This is a genomic window from Actinomadura sp. SCN-SB, from assembly GCF_043906805.1.
Taxonomy (GTDB): Bacteria; Actinomycetota; Actinomycetes; order Streptosporangiales; family Streptosporangiaceae; genus Spirillospora.
On record NZ_JBIMPP010000036.1, the window covers coordinates 58,471 to 74,587 of the forward strand.

The 16,117-nt window shown below is 73.0% G+C and carries 15 protein-coding genes; 8 read left to right on the forward strand and 7 right to left on the reverse strand.

The window, feature by feature from the left end:
* The first annotated feature begins 165 nt into the window (after nucleotides 1–165).
* Genes ACGWYJ_RS22735 through ACGWYJ_RS22750 form a run of 4 tightly spaced genes read left to right on the forward strand, consistent with a single transcriptional unit; the run spans nucleotide 166 to nucleotide 6,599 of the window.
* Nucleotides 166–1,929, forward strand: a complete 1,764-nt coding sequence (locus ACGWYJ_RS22735) for an ATP-binding protein (protein ID WP_395108267.1) — start codon at nucleotides 166–168, stop codon at nucleotides 1,927–1,929.
* A 10-nt stretch (nucleotides 1,930–1,939) separates the two neighbouring features.
* Entirely contained in the window at nucleotides 1,940–3,127 is a 1,188-nt protein-coding gene (locus ACGWYJ_RS22740) for an exonuclease SbcCD subunit D (RefSeq protein ID WP_395108268.1), read from the forward strand.
* 8 nt (nucleotides 3,128–3,135) lie between these two features.
* Nucleotides 3,136–5,571, forward strand: coding sequence for an AAA family ATPase (locus ACGWYJ_RS22745; RefSeq protein ID WP_395108269.1), 2,436 nt, complete (start codon nucleotides 3,136–3,138; stop codon nucleotides 5,569–5,571).
* Nucleotides 5,568–6,599: a hypothetical protein gene (locus tag ACGWYJ_RS22750; protein ID WP_395108270.1), complete on the forward strand. Its 1,032-nt coding sequence runs from the start codon at nucleotides 5,568–5,570 to the stop codon at nucleotides 6,597–6,599. Before ACGWYJ_RS22745 ends, ACGWYJ_RS22750 begins: the two co-directional genes overlap by 4 nt.
* Before the next feature lie 3 nt (nucleotides 6,600–6,602).
* Here ACGWYJ_RS22750 and ACGWYJ_RS22755 read toward each other — a convergent pair whose 3' ends face one another.
* The 4 genes from ACGWYJ_RS22755 to ACGWYJ_RS22770 all read right to left on the reverse strand — a co-directional run bounded on the left by ACGWYJ_RS22755 (nucleotide 6,603) and on the right by ACGWYJ_RS22770 (nucleotide 9,815).
* A complete protein-coding gene (locus ACGWYJ_RS22755; RefSeq protein WP_395108271.1) occupies nucleotides 6,603–7,364 on the reverse strand; it encodes a crotonase/enoyl-CoA hydratase family protein in 762 nt (253 codons plus the stop codon).
* 50 nt (nucleotides 7,365–7,414) lie between these two features.
* Nucleotides 7,415–7,759 carry an STAS domain-containing protein gene (locus ACGWYJ_RS22760; RefSeq protein ID WP_395108272.1) on the reverse strand — a complete coding sequence of 115 codons (345 nt, stop codon included), beginning with the start codon at nucleotides 7,757–7,759 and terminating at the stop codon, nucleotides 7,415–7,417.
* 463 nt (nucleotides 7,760–8,222) lie between these two features.
* Complete coding sequence (locus ACGWYJ_RS22765) at nucleotides 8,223–8,444, reverse strand: hypothetical protein (RefSeq protein WP_285698271.1); 222 nt, start codon at nucleotides 8,442–8,444, stop codon at nucleotides 8,223–8,225.
* Nucleotides 8,445–8,945: 501 nt separating this feature from the next.
* A complete protein-coding gene (locus tag ACGWYJ_RS22770; protein ID WP_395108273.1) occupies nucleotides 8,946–9,815 on the reverse strand; it encodes an alpha/beta fold hydrolase in 870 nt (289 codons plus the stop codon).
* Nucleotides 9,816–9,877: 62 nt separating this feature from the next.
* Between ACGWYJ_RS22770 and ACGWYJ_RS22775 the strand changes: the two genes are divergently transcribed.
* Complete coding sequence (locus ACGWYJ_RS22775; RefSeq protein ID WP_395108274.1) at nucleotides 9,878–10,360, forward strand: metallophosphoesterase family protein; 483 nt, start codon at nucleotides 9,878–9,880, stop codon at nucleotides 10,358–10,360.
* Nucleotides 10,361–10,368: 8 nt separating this feature from the next.
* Here the strand turns inward: ACGWYJ_RS22775 and ACGWYJ_RS22780 are convergent, their stop codons facing one another.
* The gene (locus tag ACGWYJ_RS22780) at nucleotides 10,369–10,704 is read right to left on the reverse strand and encodes a DUF2752 domain-containing protein (RefSeq protein ID WP_395108275.1); all 336 of its coding nucleotides are present in this window, start codon (nucleotides 10,702–10,704) and stop codon (nucleotides 10,369–10,371) included.
* A gap of 86 nt (nucleotides 10,705–10,790) precedes the next feature.
* Nucleotides 10,791–11,108, reverse strand: coding sequence for a CD225/dispanin family protein (locus ACGWYJ_RS22785; protein WP_395108276.1), 318 nt, complete (start codon nucleotides 11,106–11,108; stop codon nucleotides 10,791–10,793).
* A gap of 147 nt (nucleotides 11,109–11,255) precedes the next feature.
* On the opposite strand from ACGWYJ_RS22785, the gene murA reads away from it, so the two are divergent.
* Nucleotides 11,256–12,557: a UDP-N-acetylglucosamine 1-carboxyvinyltransferase gene (gene murA, locus ACGWYJ_RS22790; protein WP_395108277.1), complete on the forward strand. Its 1,302-nt coding sequence runs from the start codon at nucleotides 11,256–11,258 to the stop codon at nucleotides 12,555–12,557.
* Here murA and ACGWYJ_RS22795 read toward each other — a convergent pair.
* A complete protein-coding gene (locus tag ACGWYJ_RS22795) occupies nucleotides 12,538–13,725 on the reverse strand; it encodes an FAD-dependent oxidoreductase (RefSeq protein WP_395108278.1) in 1,188 nt (395 codons plus the stop codon). The genes murA and ACGWYJ_RS22795 overlap by 20 nt on opposite strands.
* Nucleotides 13,726–13,781: 56 nt before the next feature.
* On the opposite strand from ACGWYJ_RS22795, the gene ACGWYJ_RS22800 reads away from it, so the two are divergent.
* Both ACGWYJ_RS22800 and ACGWYJ_RS22805 read left to right on the forward strand, forming a co-directional pair.
* Nucleotides 13,782–14,405, forward strand: a complete 624-nt coding sequence (locus ACGWYJ_RS22800; RefSeq protein WP_395108279.1) for a TetR/AcrR family transcriptional regulator — start codon at nucleotides 13,782–13,784, stop codon at nucleotides 14,403–14,405.
* A gap of 42 nt (nucleotides 14,406–14,447) precedes the next feature.
* Nucleotides 14,448–16,022 (forward strand): long-chain-fatty-acid--CoA ligase, encoded by a 1,575-nt coding sequence (locus tag ACGWYJ_RS22805; protein ID WP_395108280.1) that lies wholly within the window; start codon nucleotides 14,448–14,450, stop codon nucleotides 16,020–16,022.
* Nucleotides 16,023–16,117 lie beyond the last annotated feature (95 nt).

A 16,117-nucleotide genomic window follows, 5' to 3' on the forward strand; every position in this document is an offset into this window, starting at 1 on the left:
CTTTTCTGGAATGTTTGAAATTATCGTTTTGGGTGTTCGGTAGGGGAAAGTCGGGCGGCTGTCCGCACTGGGGCGGGGTGGGGTGCGGGGCGGATCCTGTCGTGGGGCGGGGCTACGCTCTGGGGCACTTGTGGTCTTCGTGGGCTCTGGGGTGGGATTGGCGAGATGACCGAGGACGCGGTTCGGGGGGACGCCGGGCTCGTGCGGGAGGCCGGGGTCGTCGGGCGGGTGCTCGGGACGCAGGCGGCCACGCCGTTGGCGTTCTGGGTGGGGCTGGAGCCCGGGACGGTGCTTCAGCTCGATGAGGTGGTCGTCGCGCGGCGGGAGGTGCCGGGGCGCGGGGACGTGCTGATCGCCGGGGTCGTCACCAATGTCGAGGCGAGGCATGAGGGCGCCGCGTACGACTCGGACGTGTTCCTGATCGTGCAGGGGGTGCTTCCGGCGGCCGTGGTGGAGTCGGCGGAGGTCACGGTGACGCGGGTCGAGCCCGAGGTGTACGTGCCGCCGTTGCCGGGCGCCGTGGCGTACAGGGCCGACACGGACGATCGGGAGCGGGCGCTGTACTTCGATGTGATGGAGCGCCGGGTGCCGGTCGGGCTGGGCCGGGACGGGGAGCCGATCCACGTGAACCTGGAGTTCCTGGACGGCACGCGGGGCGCCCATGTCTCCATCTCGGGGGTGTCGGGGGTGGCGACCAAGACCTCGTTCGCGACCTTCCTGCTGTACTCGATCTTCAACTCGGGCGCGCTGGGGGCCGAGGCGCACAACACGAAGGCGCTCATCTTCTCGGTGAAGGGCGAGGATCTGCTGTTCCTCGACCACGCGAACACGCGGCTGGACGAGGACGCGCGCGCGGCGTACAAGAAGCTGGGATTGCCGGTGGGGCCGTTCGGGAGCGTTCATGTGTTCGCCCCGCCGAGGCCAGGCGATCCCAATGGGACGCCGCATGTCTCGGCAAGGACACGGGACGTGAGCCCCTTCTATTGGACGCTCGCCGAGTTCTGTGACGAGGAGCTGCTGCGCTTCGTCTTCGCCGACACCGAGGACGAGCGCGCCCAGTACACGATGCTGATCGGCCAGGTGGCGGCGCGTCTCAAGCGGGAGGCGGTCCCGGCGGGGGACGGCGGAGCGGTCCGGATCGGGGACGGCCCGGTCTGCCGCACGTACGCCGACCTGGTGGACGTGATTGAGCAGGAGCTGTCCGACGAGGACGCGCGCCGCGAATGGGGCGCGGCGCTGATGGGCCTCGGCACCGTCAACGCGTTCCTGCGGCGGCTGCGGTCGTCGGTGCGGCCGCTGTCGCCGGTCGTCCGGGGCGACCTGCCGAAGCGGGGCGACCGGTCGATCAGCACCTCCGAGGCCCAGGTCACCATCGTCGACCTGCACAACCTGCCCGAGCGGGCGCAGCGGTTCGTGGTCGGGACGGTGCTGCGCGGGGAGTTCGCGCACAAGGAGAGTACCGGCAGCGCACGGCCGCTGCTGTTCGTGGTGCTGGACGAGCTGAACAAGTACGCGCCGCGCGAGGGCGGTTCCCCCATCAAGGAGATCCTGCTGGACGTGGCCGAGCGGGGCCGCTCGCTCGGCGTCATCCTCATCGGGGCGCAGCAGACGGCGTCGGAGGTGGAGCGCCGCATCGTCGCCAACTGCGCGGTCCGGGTGGCGGGACGGCTGGACGCGGCGGAGGCGTCCCGTTCCGAGTACGCCTGGCTCCCGCCCGCGGCACGGGCCCGCGCCACGATCGCCAAGCCCGGCACGATGTTCGTCGGCCAGCCCGAGATCCCCGTCCCGCTCGCGGTGGAGTTCCCGTTCCCGGCGTGGGCGACCCGTCCCGCCGAGGCGGCGGCCGCTCCGCCGCGGGAGAGGGCGCCGGCCGATCCGTTCGCCGGGCTCGGCGGCGAGGCCGACCCGGACGAGGACGTGCCCTTCTGAAGGAGCCGCCATGAAGTTCCTGCACACCGCCGACTGGCATGTCGGGAAGGTGCTCCGGGGCCGGTCGCGGGCGGAGGAGCACGCGAGGGTGCTGGCCGAGCTGGTCGAGGTCGCCCGGGAGGAGGACGTGGACGCGGTCATCGTCGCCGGTGACGTGTTCGACGGCGCCGTGCCGACCCCGCCCGCGCAGGCCCTGGTGATGAAGACGCTGCTCGCCCTGCGGGAAGGCGGCCGCCAGGTCGTCGTCCTGGCGGGGAACCACGACGATCCGCGGCTGCTCGACGACGTCTACCGGCCGGTCCTGGACCATCTGGGCGTGCGGGTCGTCGGGCGGTTCCGGCGGCCGGACGCGGGCGGCGTGGTGTCCTGGACGACGCGGCACGGCGAACCGGTCCGGCTCGCGGCGCTGCCGTTCCTGTCGCAGCGGTACGTCGTCCGGGCCGTGGAGGCGCTCACCGACACCCCCGACCAGCACAACCGCCGGTACGCCGACCGGTTCGCCCGGCTCGCCGAGGCGCTGACGGCCGGGTTCGCCGACGACACCGTCAACCTGGTCGCCGCGCACGGGACGCTGCCCGGCGGGACGTGGGGCGGCGGTGAACGCGAGGCGCAGACCATCATGGACTACTACTTCGAGGCGTCGGCGTTCCCCGCGTCCGCGCACTACGCGGCGCTCGGGCACCTGCATCGGCGGCAGAGCATGCCGGGGCCGTGCCCGATCTGGTACAGCGGGTCCCCGATCGCGGTGGACTTCGGCGAGGAGCGGAACACGCCCGGCGCCCTCCTGGTGGAGGCGGCTCCGGGACGTCCCGCCAAGGTCCGCGAGGTGACGCTGAAGAGCGCCCGCGAGCTGCGCACGGTCAAGGGCTCGCTCGGAAGGCTGGAGGCGATGAAGGACGACGTGGGCGACGCCTGGCTGCGCGTCGTGGTCTCGGAGAAGCCGCGCGCGGGCCTCGCCGACCAGGTCCGTGACATCCTGCCCAACGCGCTGACCGTGGACATCGACGAGGAGTTCCGCCCGTCCTCGTCCCGCCGGGGGACGGCCGTCCTCGGCGAGGGGGTGCGCACGCCACGGCGGCTCTTCCGCGCCTACCTCGACCACACGGGGCACGAGGACGAGCAGGTCGTCGCCCTGTTCGACCGCCTCTACGACGACGTCACCACGGAGGCCGGGCGAGCCGGGGGAGGGGACGTCTGATGCGCCCCTTGTGCGTTCACATGGAGAACTTCTGTAGCTACCGGACGCCGACCACGATCGCCCTGCACGATGTGGACTACTTCGTGCTGGTGGGCCCGACCGGGTCGGGCAAGAGCACCGTCATCGACGCGATCAGCTTCGCCCTGTACGGGACGGTGCCGCGCTGGGCCAACGAGAAGACGATCGCGCTCGCGCTGGCGCCGTCCGCGACGTCCGGGAAGGTGGCGCTGGTCTTCGAGTCGGCGGGACGCCGGTACGGGGTCGTGCGGGCGCTGACGCGCAGCGCGCGCGGGACCGTCGGCACCAAGGAGGCGCGCCTGGACGAGCTCGACCCGTCCGTCGACCCCGCCGAGGGCGTCGAGGCGATGCTGGCGGCGTCCGCCAGGACGGTCGCCGACGGTGACCGGGTCACCCCGGCCGTGCAGCGCATCACCGGCCTGGAGTTCAAGTACTTCACCCAGTGCGTGATCCTGCCGCAGGGCAGGTTCGCCGAGTTCCTCCAGGCCGAGCCGCGCAAACGGCAGGACCTGCTCGTCCAGCTCCTGGACGCGGGCACGTTCGAGCTGGTCAAGCAGAGGGCCGGTGAGGAGGCGCGGGCCGCGGAGGTCAGGCGGGAGTCCGCCGAGGCGAGGCTGGCGGGCCTGGCCGACGCCGACGAGGCGGCCGAGACCGCGGCGCGGCGGCGCCTCGACCGGCTGCGCGCCCTCGGCGACGAGGTCGGGTCGGCGCTGGACGGGCTGCGCGAGGCCGACGCGGAGATCGCGGAACGGGAGAAGGACGCGGTCGAGGGCAGGCGCGCGCTCGCCGCCCTGGGCGCGTTGGCGTTGCCCCGCCACGTCCCGACCCTGGCCGAGGACATCCGCTTGGCCGCCGAGCGCGCGGAGCGGCTGGCCGAGGACGTGACCAGGCTGGAGGAGCAGGAGGAGGCGGCCCGCGACCGGCTCGCCGGCCTGGGCGACCGGACGGCCCTCGAACTCGCGCGCACGGCCCACCGCGAGCACGCCCGCCTCAGCGGGGAGATCGCCGAGGCGGAGTCGGGTTCGGCCGACGCGCACCGGGCCGTGACCGGCGCCGAGGCGCGCGTCGCGGACGCCCGGCGGCGGCTGGAGGAGGCCGAACGCGAGCGGCAGCGCCTGCGGGACGCCCACACCGCCGCCGATTTGGCCCGGCGGCTGGAACTCGGCGAGCCGTGCCCGGTCTGCCTGCGCCAGGTGACCGAACGGCCGCGACACCACGCACCGGCCGCTCTGGACAAGGCCGAACGGGCGGTGACGGACGCGCGGAAGGAACTCGACGCCGCCCAGGCGGAGGAGACGGCGCGCAAGAACGCGCTTTCCGTCCTGGAGGAGAAGCTCGCCGGTCTCCGGCGGCAACTGGACGCGCAGGCCGAGCACCTCCGCGATCAGCCCGACGCCGCGGGCGTCGACGAACGCCTGGCCGCCATCCGTTCCGCCGAGAAGGAGGTGGAGGGCGCGCGGCGTGCCACGGCCGCCGCCCGCAAGGAGAAGAACCGTGCCGACGCGGACGCCGCCGATCTGCGCAAGGAGGCCGAGCAGGCGCTCACCGAGCTCGACCGTGCCCGCGACACCGTCGTGGCGCTCGGCGCGCCACCGGTCGACAGGTCCGACCTGCACGCGGCCTGGACGGGCCTGCTGGCCTGGCGGGACGAGGAGGAGCACCGGCGGCGGCAGGACACCGACGCCCTCGAAGAGCGGTTGCGGGCCGCCCGGCTCGCACGCGACGAGCGGGCCCGCGCGCTCGCCGCCACGCTCGCCGACCACGAGATCGCCGCGCCCGCGCGGCTGGAGCCCGACACGGTGCGCGAGACCATCGTCAACGCCCGCAACCAGGCCGAACACCGGCTGGAACGCGTCCAGGAGAGGCGTCGGGAGGCGGCCGCGCTGCGCGCCGAGGCCGACCGGCACGCCCAGGACGCCCGGGTCGCGCACGCGCTGGCCGTTCACCTGCGCGCGAACAACTTCGAGAACTGGCTGTGCGGCGAGGCGCTCGACCTCCTCGTGGCCACCGCGTCCGAGACGTTGCGGGAGCTGTCGGACGGGCAGTTCGCGCTGGCCCTCGGCGACCGCAACGCGATCGAGGTGATCGACTACGCCGAGGCCGGGATGCGGCGCAACGTGCGCACCCTGTCGGGCGGCGAGACGTTCCAGGCGTCGCTGGCCCTGGCGCTCGCCCTCTCCGACCAGGTGGCCCGGTTCGGCGGCGGCGCCCGCGGCCTGGAGTCGATCTTCCTGGACGAGGGGTTCGGCACGCTCGACCCGGCCACCCTCGACACCGTCGCGGCCACCCTGGAACGTCTCGCGTCCGGCGGCGACCGCGTGATCGGCATCGTCACCCACGTCCCCGCACTCGCCGAGCGCGTCCCGGTCCGCTTCGAGGTGTCACGGGACGGCACGGGCTCCCACGTCGAGAAGAAGAGCGCATGACCACAGCACCGACCGAGGCCGCCGGCGCCATCACCATCGACCCGTGGGACCCGGGGTACGCCACGTCCCTCACGGCCGAGGCGCTGACCGAGATGGACGCCACGTCCGTCCAGATCGACCTGGACGTGGAGACGCCCGCCGCGCGATGGACCCCGATCGAGCCCGCCGCGTCCGGCCCGCCCACCGGTGGGGTCCTCATCGCGGACGGCGTCCGCCGGATCGAGGCCCGGGTGTGGGTGGGCGACCCGTCCGGCGGCATGCCGGTGCCGGGGATCGCCGCGTCCTGCGCCGCCGGGCTGGTGCGCTGCGCGCCCGGCGGTCCCGCCGAACTGGCGGAGGTGGAGGTGCGGCGGTTCCTGTTCACGCCGTCCGACCAGGCAGCCGACCTGCCGACCTGGGCCGGGACCTACGTCGCCGGACGGGCCAAGGGCGCCACCGCCGAGGAGCTGTCACTGGCGCTCCAGCGGCGGCTCAGCGACCTGGAGGTGAGCCTGGCGACCCGCCACCGTTCCGAGAACGCCTCCAGGGCGGACGAGCTGCTCATCGTGGACGGCCCCTTGCGCGGCCGGGCGCACCTGCCGCGCACCATCGGGTACGTGAAGACCCACCATGCCGCGTACCTGTCGGGCCATCAGGCGTCCGTCCTGGCCGGCCTGCGCGCGGGGCAGCGCACCCCGCTGTTCCTGATGACCACCAGCTGGGGACGGTTCTCCTGGTACCTGCGGCTGCCCAGCCCGTCGGGGGCGCCCTGGGCGGGCATCGCCCGGTGCGAGGCGGCGGCGGACCTGGACGTGGCCACGGCCGTGGACCTGGCCGACGCCAGCGCGGCGATCATTCCGGCGCTGGCCGGGGTCGACTACAAGGACCCCAGGGCGCCGCAGAACCTCGTCCCCATCGGCGGCCTGGAGAAGCTCCTCCGCCACCGGCTCGGCGACCCCGGCCTGCTGTACCGGGCGCTGCGCACCGCCACCCGCCCCCTCAACGGGCACGCGCCCAACGGCCACGCTCCCACCAGGGAGGGCGCATGACCGTCAGGTCTCCCCGTGGCGCCCGGCGCCTCCGGCGAACCTCGTCGCGCCTTCGACCGCCTCGGCGGACGCGAGGGACACCTGCCCGTGGCGGAACTCCACCGCCATCGCCGCCTCCTCGTCCAGTCCCTCCTGCTCCAGGACCGACGCCCGGTCGCGGCGCAGGCACGTCTGCGGGAACGCGGCGATCTGGGCGGCCAGCTCGCACGCCCCGGTGACCGCGCGCCCTTCCGGGACGAGCCGGTTGACCAGCCCGATCTCGTACGCCTCGGCGGCGTCCACCGGGCGGCCGGTGAGGATCAGGTCCAGCGCCCGGCTCCGCCCGATCAGGCGCGGCAGCCGTACCGTGCCGCCGTCGATCAGCGGGATGCCCCAGCGCCGGCAGAACACCCCGAACACGGCGCTCTCGTCCGCGACCCGCAGGTCCGCCCACAGCGCCAGTTCCAGCCCGCCCGCCACGGCATGGCCGCTGACCGCGGCGATCACCGGCTTGGACAGGGTCATGCGCGTCGGCCCCATCGGGCCGTCGCCGTCCGGGGCGACGCGGTTGCCGTCGCCCTCGCTGATGGCGCGCAGGTCGGCGCCCGCGCAGAAGGTGCCGCCCTCCCCGTACAGCACGGCCACGGACGCCTCAGGGTCGGCGTCGAACGCGCGGAACGCCGCCGACAGCGCCTCGGCGGTGGCGCGGTCCACCGCGTTGCGGCGCGCGGGACGGTCGATGCCGATCAGCGTGATCGGCCCGTCCTTTCTGGTCACCACGGTCATCGTGTCACCGTTCCCTCGGGCCGCCCGGTCCACGTCGTCCGGCGGCGGGATCACTCCGATGCTGCCAGACGCGCCGACAGCGCGCGGCGTGCGGCTCCAAGGTCGTGGACGGTGGTGAGGCGGCGCGTGACGCCCGCGATGTCGCAGATCTTGCGCACGATGCCACGGCGGGGGAGCACCACGACCACCGGCACGCCCATCGCGTCGGCGCGCAGCGCGGACCGGAAGATCGCGTTCGGGCCGGCGGAGTCGCAGAACGCGCAGCCGCTCAGGTCCAGGACGAGCCCGGCCGCGCCGGACCGCAGCGCCCGCCTCGCCTCGCCGAGCACCAGCTCGCCGTTGGTCAGGTCGACCTCGGCGGGGAACCGCACCACCGCGGGGTCGCTTCGCGTCATCGAGCCGCTCCCTCCCGGACCGGGCGCCGTCGCACGTCCGTGATCGGGACCCTAACCCCTGAACCTGAGCGGAACATGAGAGCGCCGTCCACGTTCGGTGGAGACGCCCGTACCGGCGCGCCGGACGACCGGGCGGCGGTGGAAACGGCCGGATGCCCTGCGGGGAAGGAGATCCGGAACGGCCGCAATGGACGTTATCGCCGCTCTATAACTGGAATTCTCGGCATTATGCGAGGCCGGGCGCGCACGGCCACGGGGGCAATCTACTCCTCGCGGGAATACCCGCAGGCCACCCGCGGCGGGGCGCGCCGCCGCCGCGCGTGGAGCCGGGGCCCCGGCGGGGCGGATCCCCGCCGGCACCACCACGGCCTGCCGGCGATCGGGGTGGACGTCGTGGCCGCCGTGCCGGGCGCGGGCCTCGCGAGGGTCCTCGTCAGAGGTCTCGTGAGGGGTCTCGCGAGGGTCAGCGCCTGCCCTCGGCGGGACGGTCGGCCAGGTCAGGGCCGCGACGCGCGGGGAGGTCGCGGCCGACGAGCCAGGCGGTGAGGGTGGCGTGGTAGGCGTCCAGCGAACGGATCAGCGCCCGGCGGTCGGCCGGTTGCATCGGGATCGCAGCGATCTTGTGGCGCAGGTCGTCGCGGGCCGCCTCCCACGACTCACGCAGCTTTCCGGTCGCATTGCTCATGTCTCCGACGGTAACAGGCGGGCGCCGGAAATCCGAAGAGATCTACCTACCGAGAACCCTTTTTTGCGGCGGAGTCCGACGAATCAGCGACGGCCAGGGTGATCATTTTCTGATCTTCGAAAATTGGTATTCGGCCGATGTTGGGATGGGGAAGCCGCCATGGGCCATTCCCTCAGCAATGACCGACAAGTCCGGGCAAATACGGCTTATTCCGTCATCCCGGTCGCCATGGGAGCGGGTCGCGTTGAGGCGGCCGGGCTTGGGCCGGTGCAAGGGAGTGGACTTCTCCGCTATGCCCGGCCGCCTCCCCTCGTCCCCCGCCGCGCGGCTCGGCGGACCAGGCCCGGGGGCGACGGGCCTGGTCCCTTGCGGCGTCTCGGCGCGATGACGCGGGACTTGACGTTAACGCGCAGGTCATACGGAGTGAAGTGACCGGATCCTTACAGTTGTTTCCTACTCTGGTCCGGGACCGATGGTCGATAGTTGCCGCGCCACCTCGCGTCACGGGCCCGCCGGGTTCCGCCCCTCGACGAAGTCACGGAGCAGCGCGAGCGCGCGTTCGGGGGCCTCGCGGAAGACGCCGTGCCCCGCGTCGGGGAACACGTGCAGGCTGTGCGGCGCGCCCACCGCGTCCAGGGCCGCGTCGAGCCGCCGGGCGGCGGAGACGGTGGCGACCGGGTCGTGCTCACCGGCGAGGATCAGCGTCTTGCACGTGACCTGCCCGAGCTGCTCCCACGGGTCGAACCGGCCCGCGAGGCTCCGCCGGAAATGCTCGATGACGTCATGGTTGAACCGGACGCGCCGCATCCTGTCGGCCGCGTCCGGATCGCCGCCGGGACGCCGCGAGTAGAGGGGCAGGCAGATCCGCTCCCAGTCCTCCTGGACGTCCTCGCCGTCCCAGTAGCGCCGGGCCGTCTCGCGCGCCTCGGGACCGCCGAGCCGCTCGAACACCTCCAGCCGTTCCTCCGCCGGTCCCGGCATGACGCTGTCCAGGACCACCCCGCCCAGGCGGGACGCATGCCGGATCGCCGCCGTCAGCGCGACCCAGCCGCCGCTGGAGGTGCCCAGCAGCACGGGCCGGTCGATCCCCAGGGCGTCGCAGAAGTCGGCGACGTCGTCGGCCCAGCGCTCCCACGTCCACTGGCCGGGACCGCTGCGGTCCGAGCGTCCGCTGCCGCGCTGGTCGAGATAGACCACCTGGGCGAACGCGGCGGCGGGGGCGAGCACCGGCTTGAACATCGAATGGTCGGCACCCGGACCGCCGTGCAACGCGACGATCGTGGGACGCTCCACCATCGCCGGACCGTCCGGGACCAGCGCGGGGCCGTCGACATCGAAGTACAGGCGGACATCCCCCACGGAGACGAACATGCCGGACATTCTGGCCGGAGCGGCGCGCTCCGCGAAGGGGGTAGAACGGGAGGGTGAAAGTGGTGGCACTCGCCGACACGCACGCGCCGCGGCGCTGGCGGTCCTGCCCGCCCGCGGTGGCCGCGCACCTGCGGGACGCCGACCTGATCCTGCACGCCGGTGACGTGTGCACCGCCGCCGTCCTGGACGAGCTCGCCCAGTACGCGCCCGTCCACGCGGTCCTCGGCAACAACGACGGCCCGGACGTCGCCGAGTGGGGCGCCCCCGAGCGCCTGGAGCTGGACCTGGACGGGCTGCGCGTGGCGATGGTGCACGACAGCGGGCAGAAGCAGGGCCGGCTCGCCCGGATGCGGCGCTGGTTCCCCGACGCCGATCTGGTCGTCTTCGGGCATTCCCACATCCCGCTGGACGAGGCGGGCCCCGATCTGCGGATCTTCAATCCGGGCTCGCCCACCGACCGGCGCCGCCGGCCCCACGGGACGCTGGGGCTGCTGGACATCCGGGACGGCCGCCTGGCCGGCGCCGAGATCGTCCCCGTGACCTGACCGGGGCCTCAAGCGGCCAGGAACGCCCCGAACGGCAGGTTCCGCACCACCCAGAAGGCCAGCACGAGCCCGAGAAGGCCCCAGATCAGCCGCGGATCGCCCGCCCGGACGCGGGCCGGCCGTCCCCGCGCGCCGGCCAGGGTCCACCGCGTCCAGAAGAACGCCAGGACGGGCAGCATCGCGACCGTGAACACGTTCAGCGCCAGCGCCGCCGCCAGGTCGCCGTGGGCCAGGGCATGGAGGGTCCGCAGCGACCCGCAGCCCGGGCACTGGTACCCGGTCAGGGTCAGGAACGGGCAGGTCGGGTAGTGGCCGGGCTCGTTGGGATCGACGACCGCGACCACCGTGAGCGCGGCCGCCGCCAGCGCGAGCGTCCCCAGCGGGGCCGCCAGCCTGCCCGCGGCCGCGCGTACGCGAAGGTCGGCGGCCGTCAGAGGCCGCCACTCCCGCTGGTGCTCAGCGCGCCGAGCGCGATGAGCAGGCCATAGATCACGGCGACGACCACGCCCGCGACGGCCGAGACGATGGCCCAGGTCTTGGCGTTCTTGGACGCGCTGTAGGCGCCCGCCTGATCGCCCGACGCCCACTTGGAGTTCACCTGCGCCGCGAACACGATCGACACCACGCCGGCGGGAAGGCAGCAGAAGATGGTGGTCAGAATGGCCCAGACGAGATGGTTGGGGGGCGGGGCGCCGTAGCCGCCGGCCCCTGACGGGTAGGTCTGAGGGCCGGGCGGGTAGTTGCTCATGCGTTCCTCCGGAGGCGCGACGTTGAGATCAAGATGTTCCCATGACTCCGCGCTCCAAGCGAAGCCGATAACCCCACCCGTGCCCGAACAGGTATGAGGCCGCTCGTTCCGGTTGGGCCGCGCCGCGAGCGGCCGTAGGCTGCTCGGGTGACCGAAAAGGTGTGGGAGATCGAGCCGTCCGGGCCGTTGCGCGGCGACGTCACCGTGCGCGGGGCCAAGAACGCGGTGAGCAAGCACATGGTGGCCGCCATGCTCGGCGACGGCCCCAGCATCATCCGCAACGCGCCCGATGTGGGCGAGGTCGGCATCACCGCGGCCATGCTGGAGCATCTCGGCACGCATGTGGAGCGGTCCGGCGACCGCCTGGACATCACCACGGGACCGGTGACCGAGCCGGACGTGCCCAAGGCGTTCACCGGACTGAACCGGATCCCGATCCTGATGCTGGGCCCGCTGCTGCACCGCGCCGGGGAGGCGTTCGTGCCGCTGGTGGGCGGCGACCCGATCGGCCGCCGCCCGGTCGACTTCCACGTGGACGCGCTGCGCGCGCTGGGCGCCGAGGTGGAGATCGCCGAGGACGGCATCCACGCCCGCGCGTCCCGGCTGCGCGGCACCCGGATCGAGCTGCCCTATCCCAGCGTCGGCGCAACCGAGACGGTGTTGCTGGCCGCCGTTCTCGCCGAGGGCAAGACGGTGATCCGCAACGCCGCCACCGAGCCGGAGATCATCGAGCTGGCGCTGTTCCTGCAGCGGATGGGCGCGGGGATCGCCTTCGCCCCCGACCGCCGGATCGTGGTCGAGGGCGTCGACCGGCTGAACGGCGCGGAGACCACCCTGGCCGGCGACCGGATCGAGGCGTTCTCCTACCTGGTGGCGGGGCTGGTCACCCGCGGCGAGGTCCGGGTGCACGGCTGCCCGCAGGACCGGCTGGTCACCGCCATCACCACGCTGGCCAAGATGGGCGCCGGGTTCGAGATCACCGATGAGTGGATCATGGCGTCCGCGCCGGACGGGCTGCGGCCCGCCGCCGTCCAGACCGACACCCACCCCGGCTTCGCCACCGACTGGCAGACCCCGCTGATGGTGCTGTTCACGCAGGCGGACGGCATGTCGGTGCTGCACGAGACCGTGTACGAGAACCGGCTGGCCTACGTGCCCGCGCTCAAGTCCATGGGCGCGGAGATCGAGGTGTACGACACGTGCCTGGGCGGCCCCGCCTGCCGGTACCACGACACCAGCGCCCTGCACTCGGCCGTGGTCCGCGGGGTCACCAAGCTGCGCGGCAACGACGTCACCATGCCGGACATCAGGGCCGGGTTCTCCGCCGTCCTCGCCGCCGCCGTGGCCGAGGGGCCGTCCACGCTGCGCGGCGTCCACCACATCGAGCGGGGCTACCACCGTCCCGTCGAGCAGTTCCAGAACCTGGGCCTCACCCTGCGCGCCCGCTGACCCGGGGCAGCGGCTCCAGTTCGTGGGTGTAGAGCCAGGAGGTCGACCGCTCGTACAAGAAGCGCAGCACCAGTGGCATGACGGCGTTCTGGACGCGGCGCGCCACCGGTCCCGCCGTCTTGGACTCGCGGTTGGCGCCCGCCATCTTCATCAGCTTGGCGGTGCGGCCCCGCCTGCCGCGCTCGTACGTTTCCAGCGCCTCGGGCAGGGACGCCGCGGACATGACGGCGTGTGCGAGCACGGCGGGGTCCTCGATCGCCATGGACGCCCCCTGCCCCGCTCCGACCGGATGGACGGCGTCGCCCACCAGTACCATCGGCGCGCGCTGCCACACCCGCACGTCCTCCAGGAGGTGATGCGCCGTGGGACGGTGTAGCTCCCTCGCCTCGCGCAGCACGGCGGACGGCTGCTCCTCGTACCGGTAGAGCCGTGCCAGCGCGTCCAGGCCGATGCCGGCATCGGGCTTGTCCGGCGCCGCGACCTGGGCCGCCCACCACACGGTCCCGTCCGGGACGGGGATCGCGATGAACGCTCCGGCCCGCGAGAAGGTCAGGTTGAACGTGCCGGGGGCGAGGTCCGCGCCGCCGCCCGCGCTGATGCCCGGCACGGTGTAGTAGCCGCCGTACGAGGGTTCGGCCGCACCCGGGTCGAGGATTCGCCGGGTCGCGGACCGGATGCCGTCCGCGCCCACCAGCAGGTCCGCTTCGTCGGTGCGGCCTCCTGCGAACGCGGCCCGCACGCCCCCGGCTTCAAGGCGCTCCGCGTCCACCAGCCGTTCCCCGGTGACCACGCGCGCACCGAGCCGTACCGCCTCTTTCCGTAGCTCCTCGACGAGCCGCCCACGCCAGAGCGTGATGCTGTACATCGGGTCGGCGGAGAGCCGTCCCCGAGCCACCTCGCCCAGCAACCGGCCGTTGCTCGCCCACATCCGCTGCAGTGGCAGCGCGAAGCCCGCGTCCCTGACCCGATCCAGGCACCCCAGCGTGTCCAGGCCACGCAGCCCGTTGGCGGACAGGCTCACGAAGGACCCGACCGGGCCGGCCGGGTCCTCGTACGCCTCGTACACCGTCACCTCCGCGCCGATCCGCCGGAACCCGATCGCGCTCGCCGCCCCGGCCACGCCGCCGCCCGCCACGATCACCCGGTTGCCATCCTCCCGAATCCTCATTCACCGAATATATATTCGGCGAATTGGGCTTCAGTATGATGACCCAAGGAGGAGCAGTGGGCAAGGGAGGCGTCCGGAAGGCGCGGGCCGCCGAGACGCGGGAGGCGCTGAAGGCGGCCGCCCGCCGCCTGTTCATGGAGCGCGGCTACCTCAACACCAAGATCACCGACATCACCGCGGCGGCCGGCCGTGCCACCGGCTCGTTCTACGACCACTTCGCCGGCAAGGAGGAGCTGCTCCAGTCGCTGATGGCGGACATGGGCGCCCAGGCCGACGCCGAGATCCGCGCCGGCGAGCACCCCCGCGACCACGACCTGACCGACCCCGTCCAGCTCCGCGAGCACCTGGCGGTGGCCTGGAACGTTTACCGCGACCACCTGCCGGTGGTGGTGGCGCAGATGCAGTCGGTCATGGCCGACGACCCGCGTTCCGGCAGGCTGTGGGCGATGCTGGCCGCCGAGACCGAGACCTTCCGCGAGCATCTGGAGTACGCCCGCGACCGCGGCCGTACCCTGCCCGGCGACCCCCGGCTGGTCGCCGCCGCGATGGGCGCGATGATCGCGATGCTCGGCTACGCGGTGCTCACCGCGGGCGAGAACCGCCCGGCCGCGACGGACGAGGAGATCGTCGACACCTTGACCCGCCTCCTCCTCCACGGTCTGGCCGGGGGCGAGGGCTGACGGCAGCATGGAAGACCCAGCCGTCCCGCCCCGGAGGTCACCGTGTACACGCCGCTGAGCCCGCTGTCCTTCCTCGCGCGGTCCGCGGAGGTGTTCCCCGCCAAGACCGCGATCGCCTACGGCGACCGGCGCAGCACCTACGCCGAGTTCGCCGCGCACGCCACCCGGGTCGCGCACGCGCTGCGCTCCCTGGGCGTCCGACCGGGCGACCGGGTGGCCTACCTGGCGCCGAACGTCCCCGAAGCCCTCGTGGCGCAGTTCGCCGTCCCGCTCGCCGGGGCGGTGCTGGTGGCGATCAACACCCGGCTCGCGCCCGAGGAGGTCCGCTACATCTGTGACCACTCCGGCGCCAAGGTGCTCGTGGTGGACGCCGGCCTGCACCCCACCATCGCCCCGGGCGGCCTGCCGGACGAGATCGTCACCGTGCCCGCCCCCGGCATCACCCCCGACCCGGCCGTGGGCGGGATCTCCTACGAGGAGTTCCTGGAACGCGGCTCCGACGACCCTCTGCCCTGGGCGGTGGACGACGAGAACGCGCCGATCTCCATCAACTACACCTCGGGCACCACCGGCCGTCCCAAAGGCGTGGTCTACACCCACCGCGGCGCGTACCTCAACGCGCTCGGCGAGATCGTCCACTCGGGGCACACGCCCGACAGCGTGTACCTGTGGACGCTGCCGATGTTCCACTGCAACGGCTGGTGCACGGGCTGGGCGCTGGCCGCCATCGGCGGAACCCAGGTGTGCCTGCGCACCGTCGACCCCGACCGGATCTGGGAACTGCTGGACGCCGAGGGCGTCACCCACCTCAACGGCGCCCCGACCGTCCTCCGCATGATCGCCGACGCCCCGCAGGCCCACCGCCTGCCCCGCCCCCTGACCATCACCACGGCCGCCGCCCCGCCCACCCCCACGATCATCGCCCGCATGGAGGAACTGGGCGCCCGGCTCGTCCACGTGTACGGCCTGACCGAGACCTACGGCCCGTACTCCGTGTGCGAGCCGCAGAGTGACTGGCCCGCCTCGGACCGCCCCCGCCTCCTCGCCCGCCAGGGCGTCGGCATGCTCCAGACCGACGGCCTGCGCGTCGTGGACGAGGACATGAACGACGTCCCCGCCGACGGCGAGACCCTGGGCGAGATCGTGATGCGCGGCAACAACGTCATGGCCGGATACCACGAGGACCCCGAGGCCACCGCCCGAGCCTTCCGCGGCGGCTGGTTCCACTCCGGCGACCTGGGAGTCCGCCACCCCGACGGCTACGTGGAACTGCGCGACCGCGCCAAGGACATCATCATCTCCGGCGGCGAGAACATCTCCACCGTCGAGGTCGAGACCGCCCTGGACTCCCACCCGGCTGTCCAGGAGGTCGCGGTCGTCGCCATCCCGGACGACCACTGGGGCGAACGCCCCAAAGCCTTCGTCGTGCTCCGCGAGAACACCGCACCCACCAAGGAGGACCTGACCGCCCACGTACGCGCCCGCCTGGCCGGCTTCAAGGTCCCCGACGAGATCGAGTTCGTCGCCGAACTCCCCAAGACCTCCACCGGCAAAATCCAGAAATTCCAGCTCCGCGAAAAAGAATGGTCCACCAAACCCCGCAAAATCCAGGGCTGACCCGCCCCACAATCGCACCTCCGGCTCGCCGCTAAGAAACTGCTCTTCACGCCGACCCCAGCCCGTCACCCCAGCCCCGAACGGCGCCCAGGCGC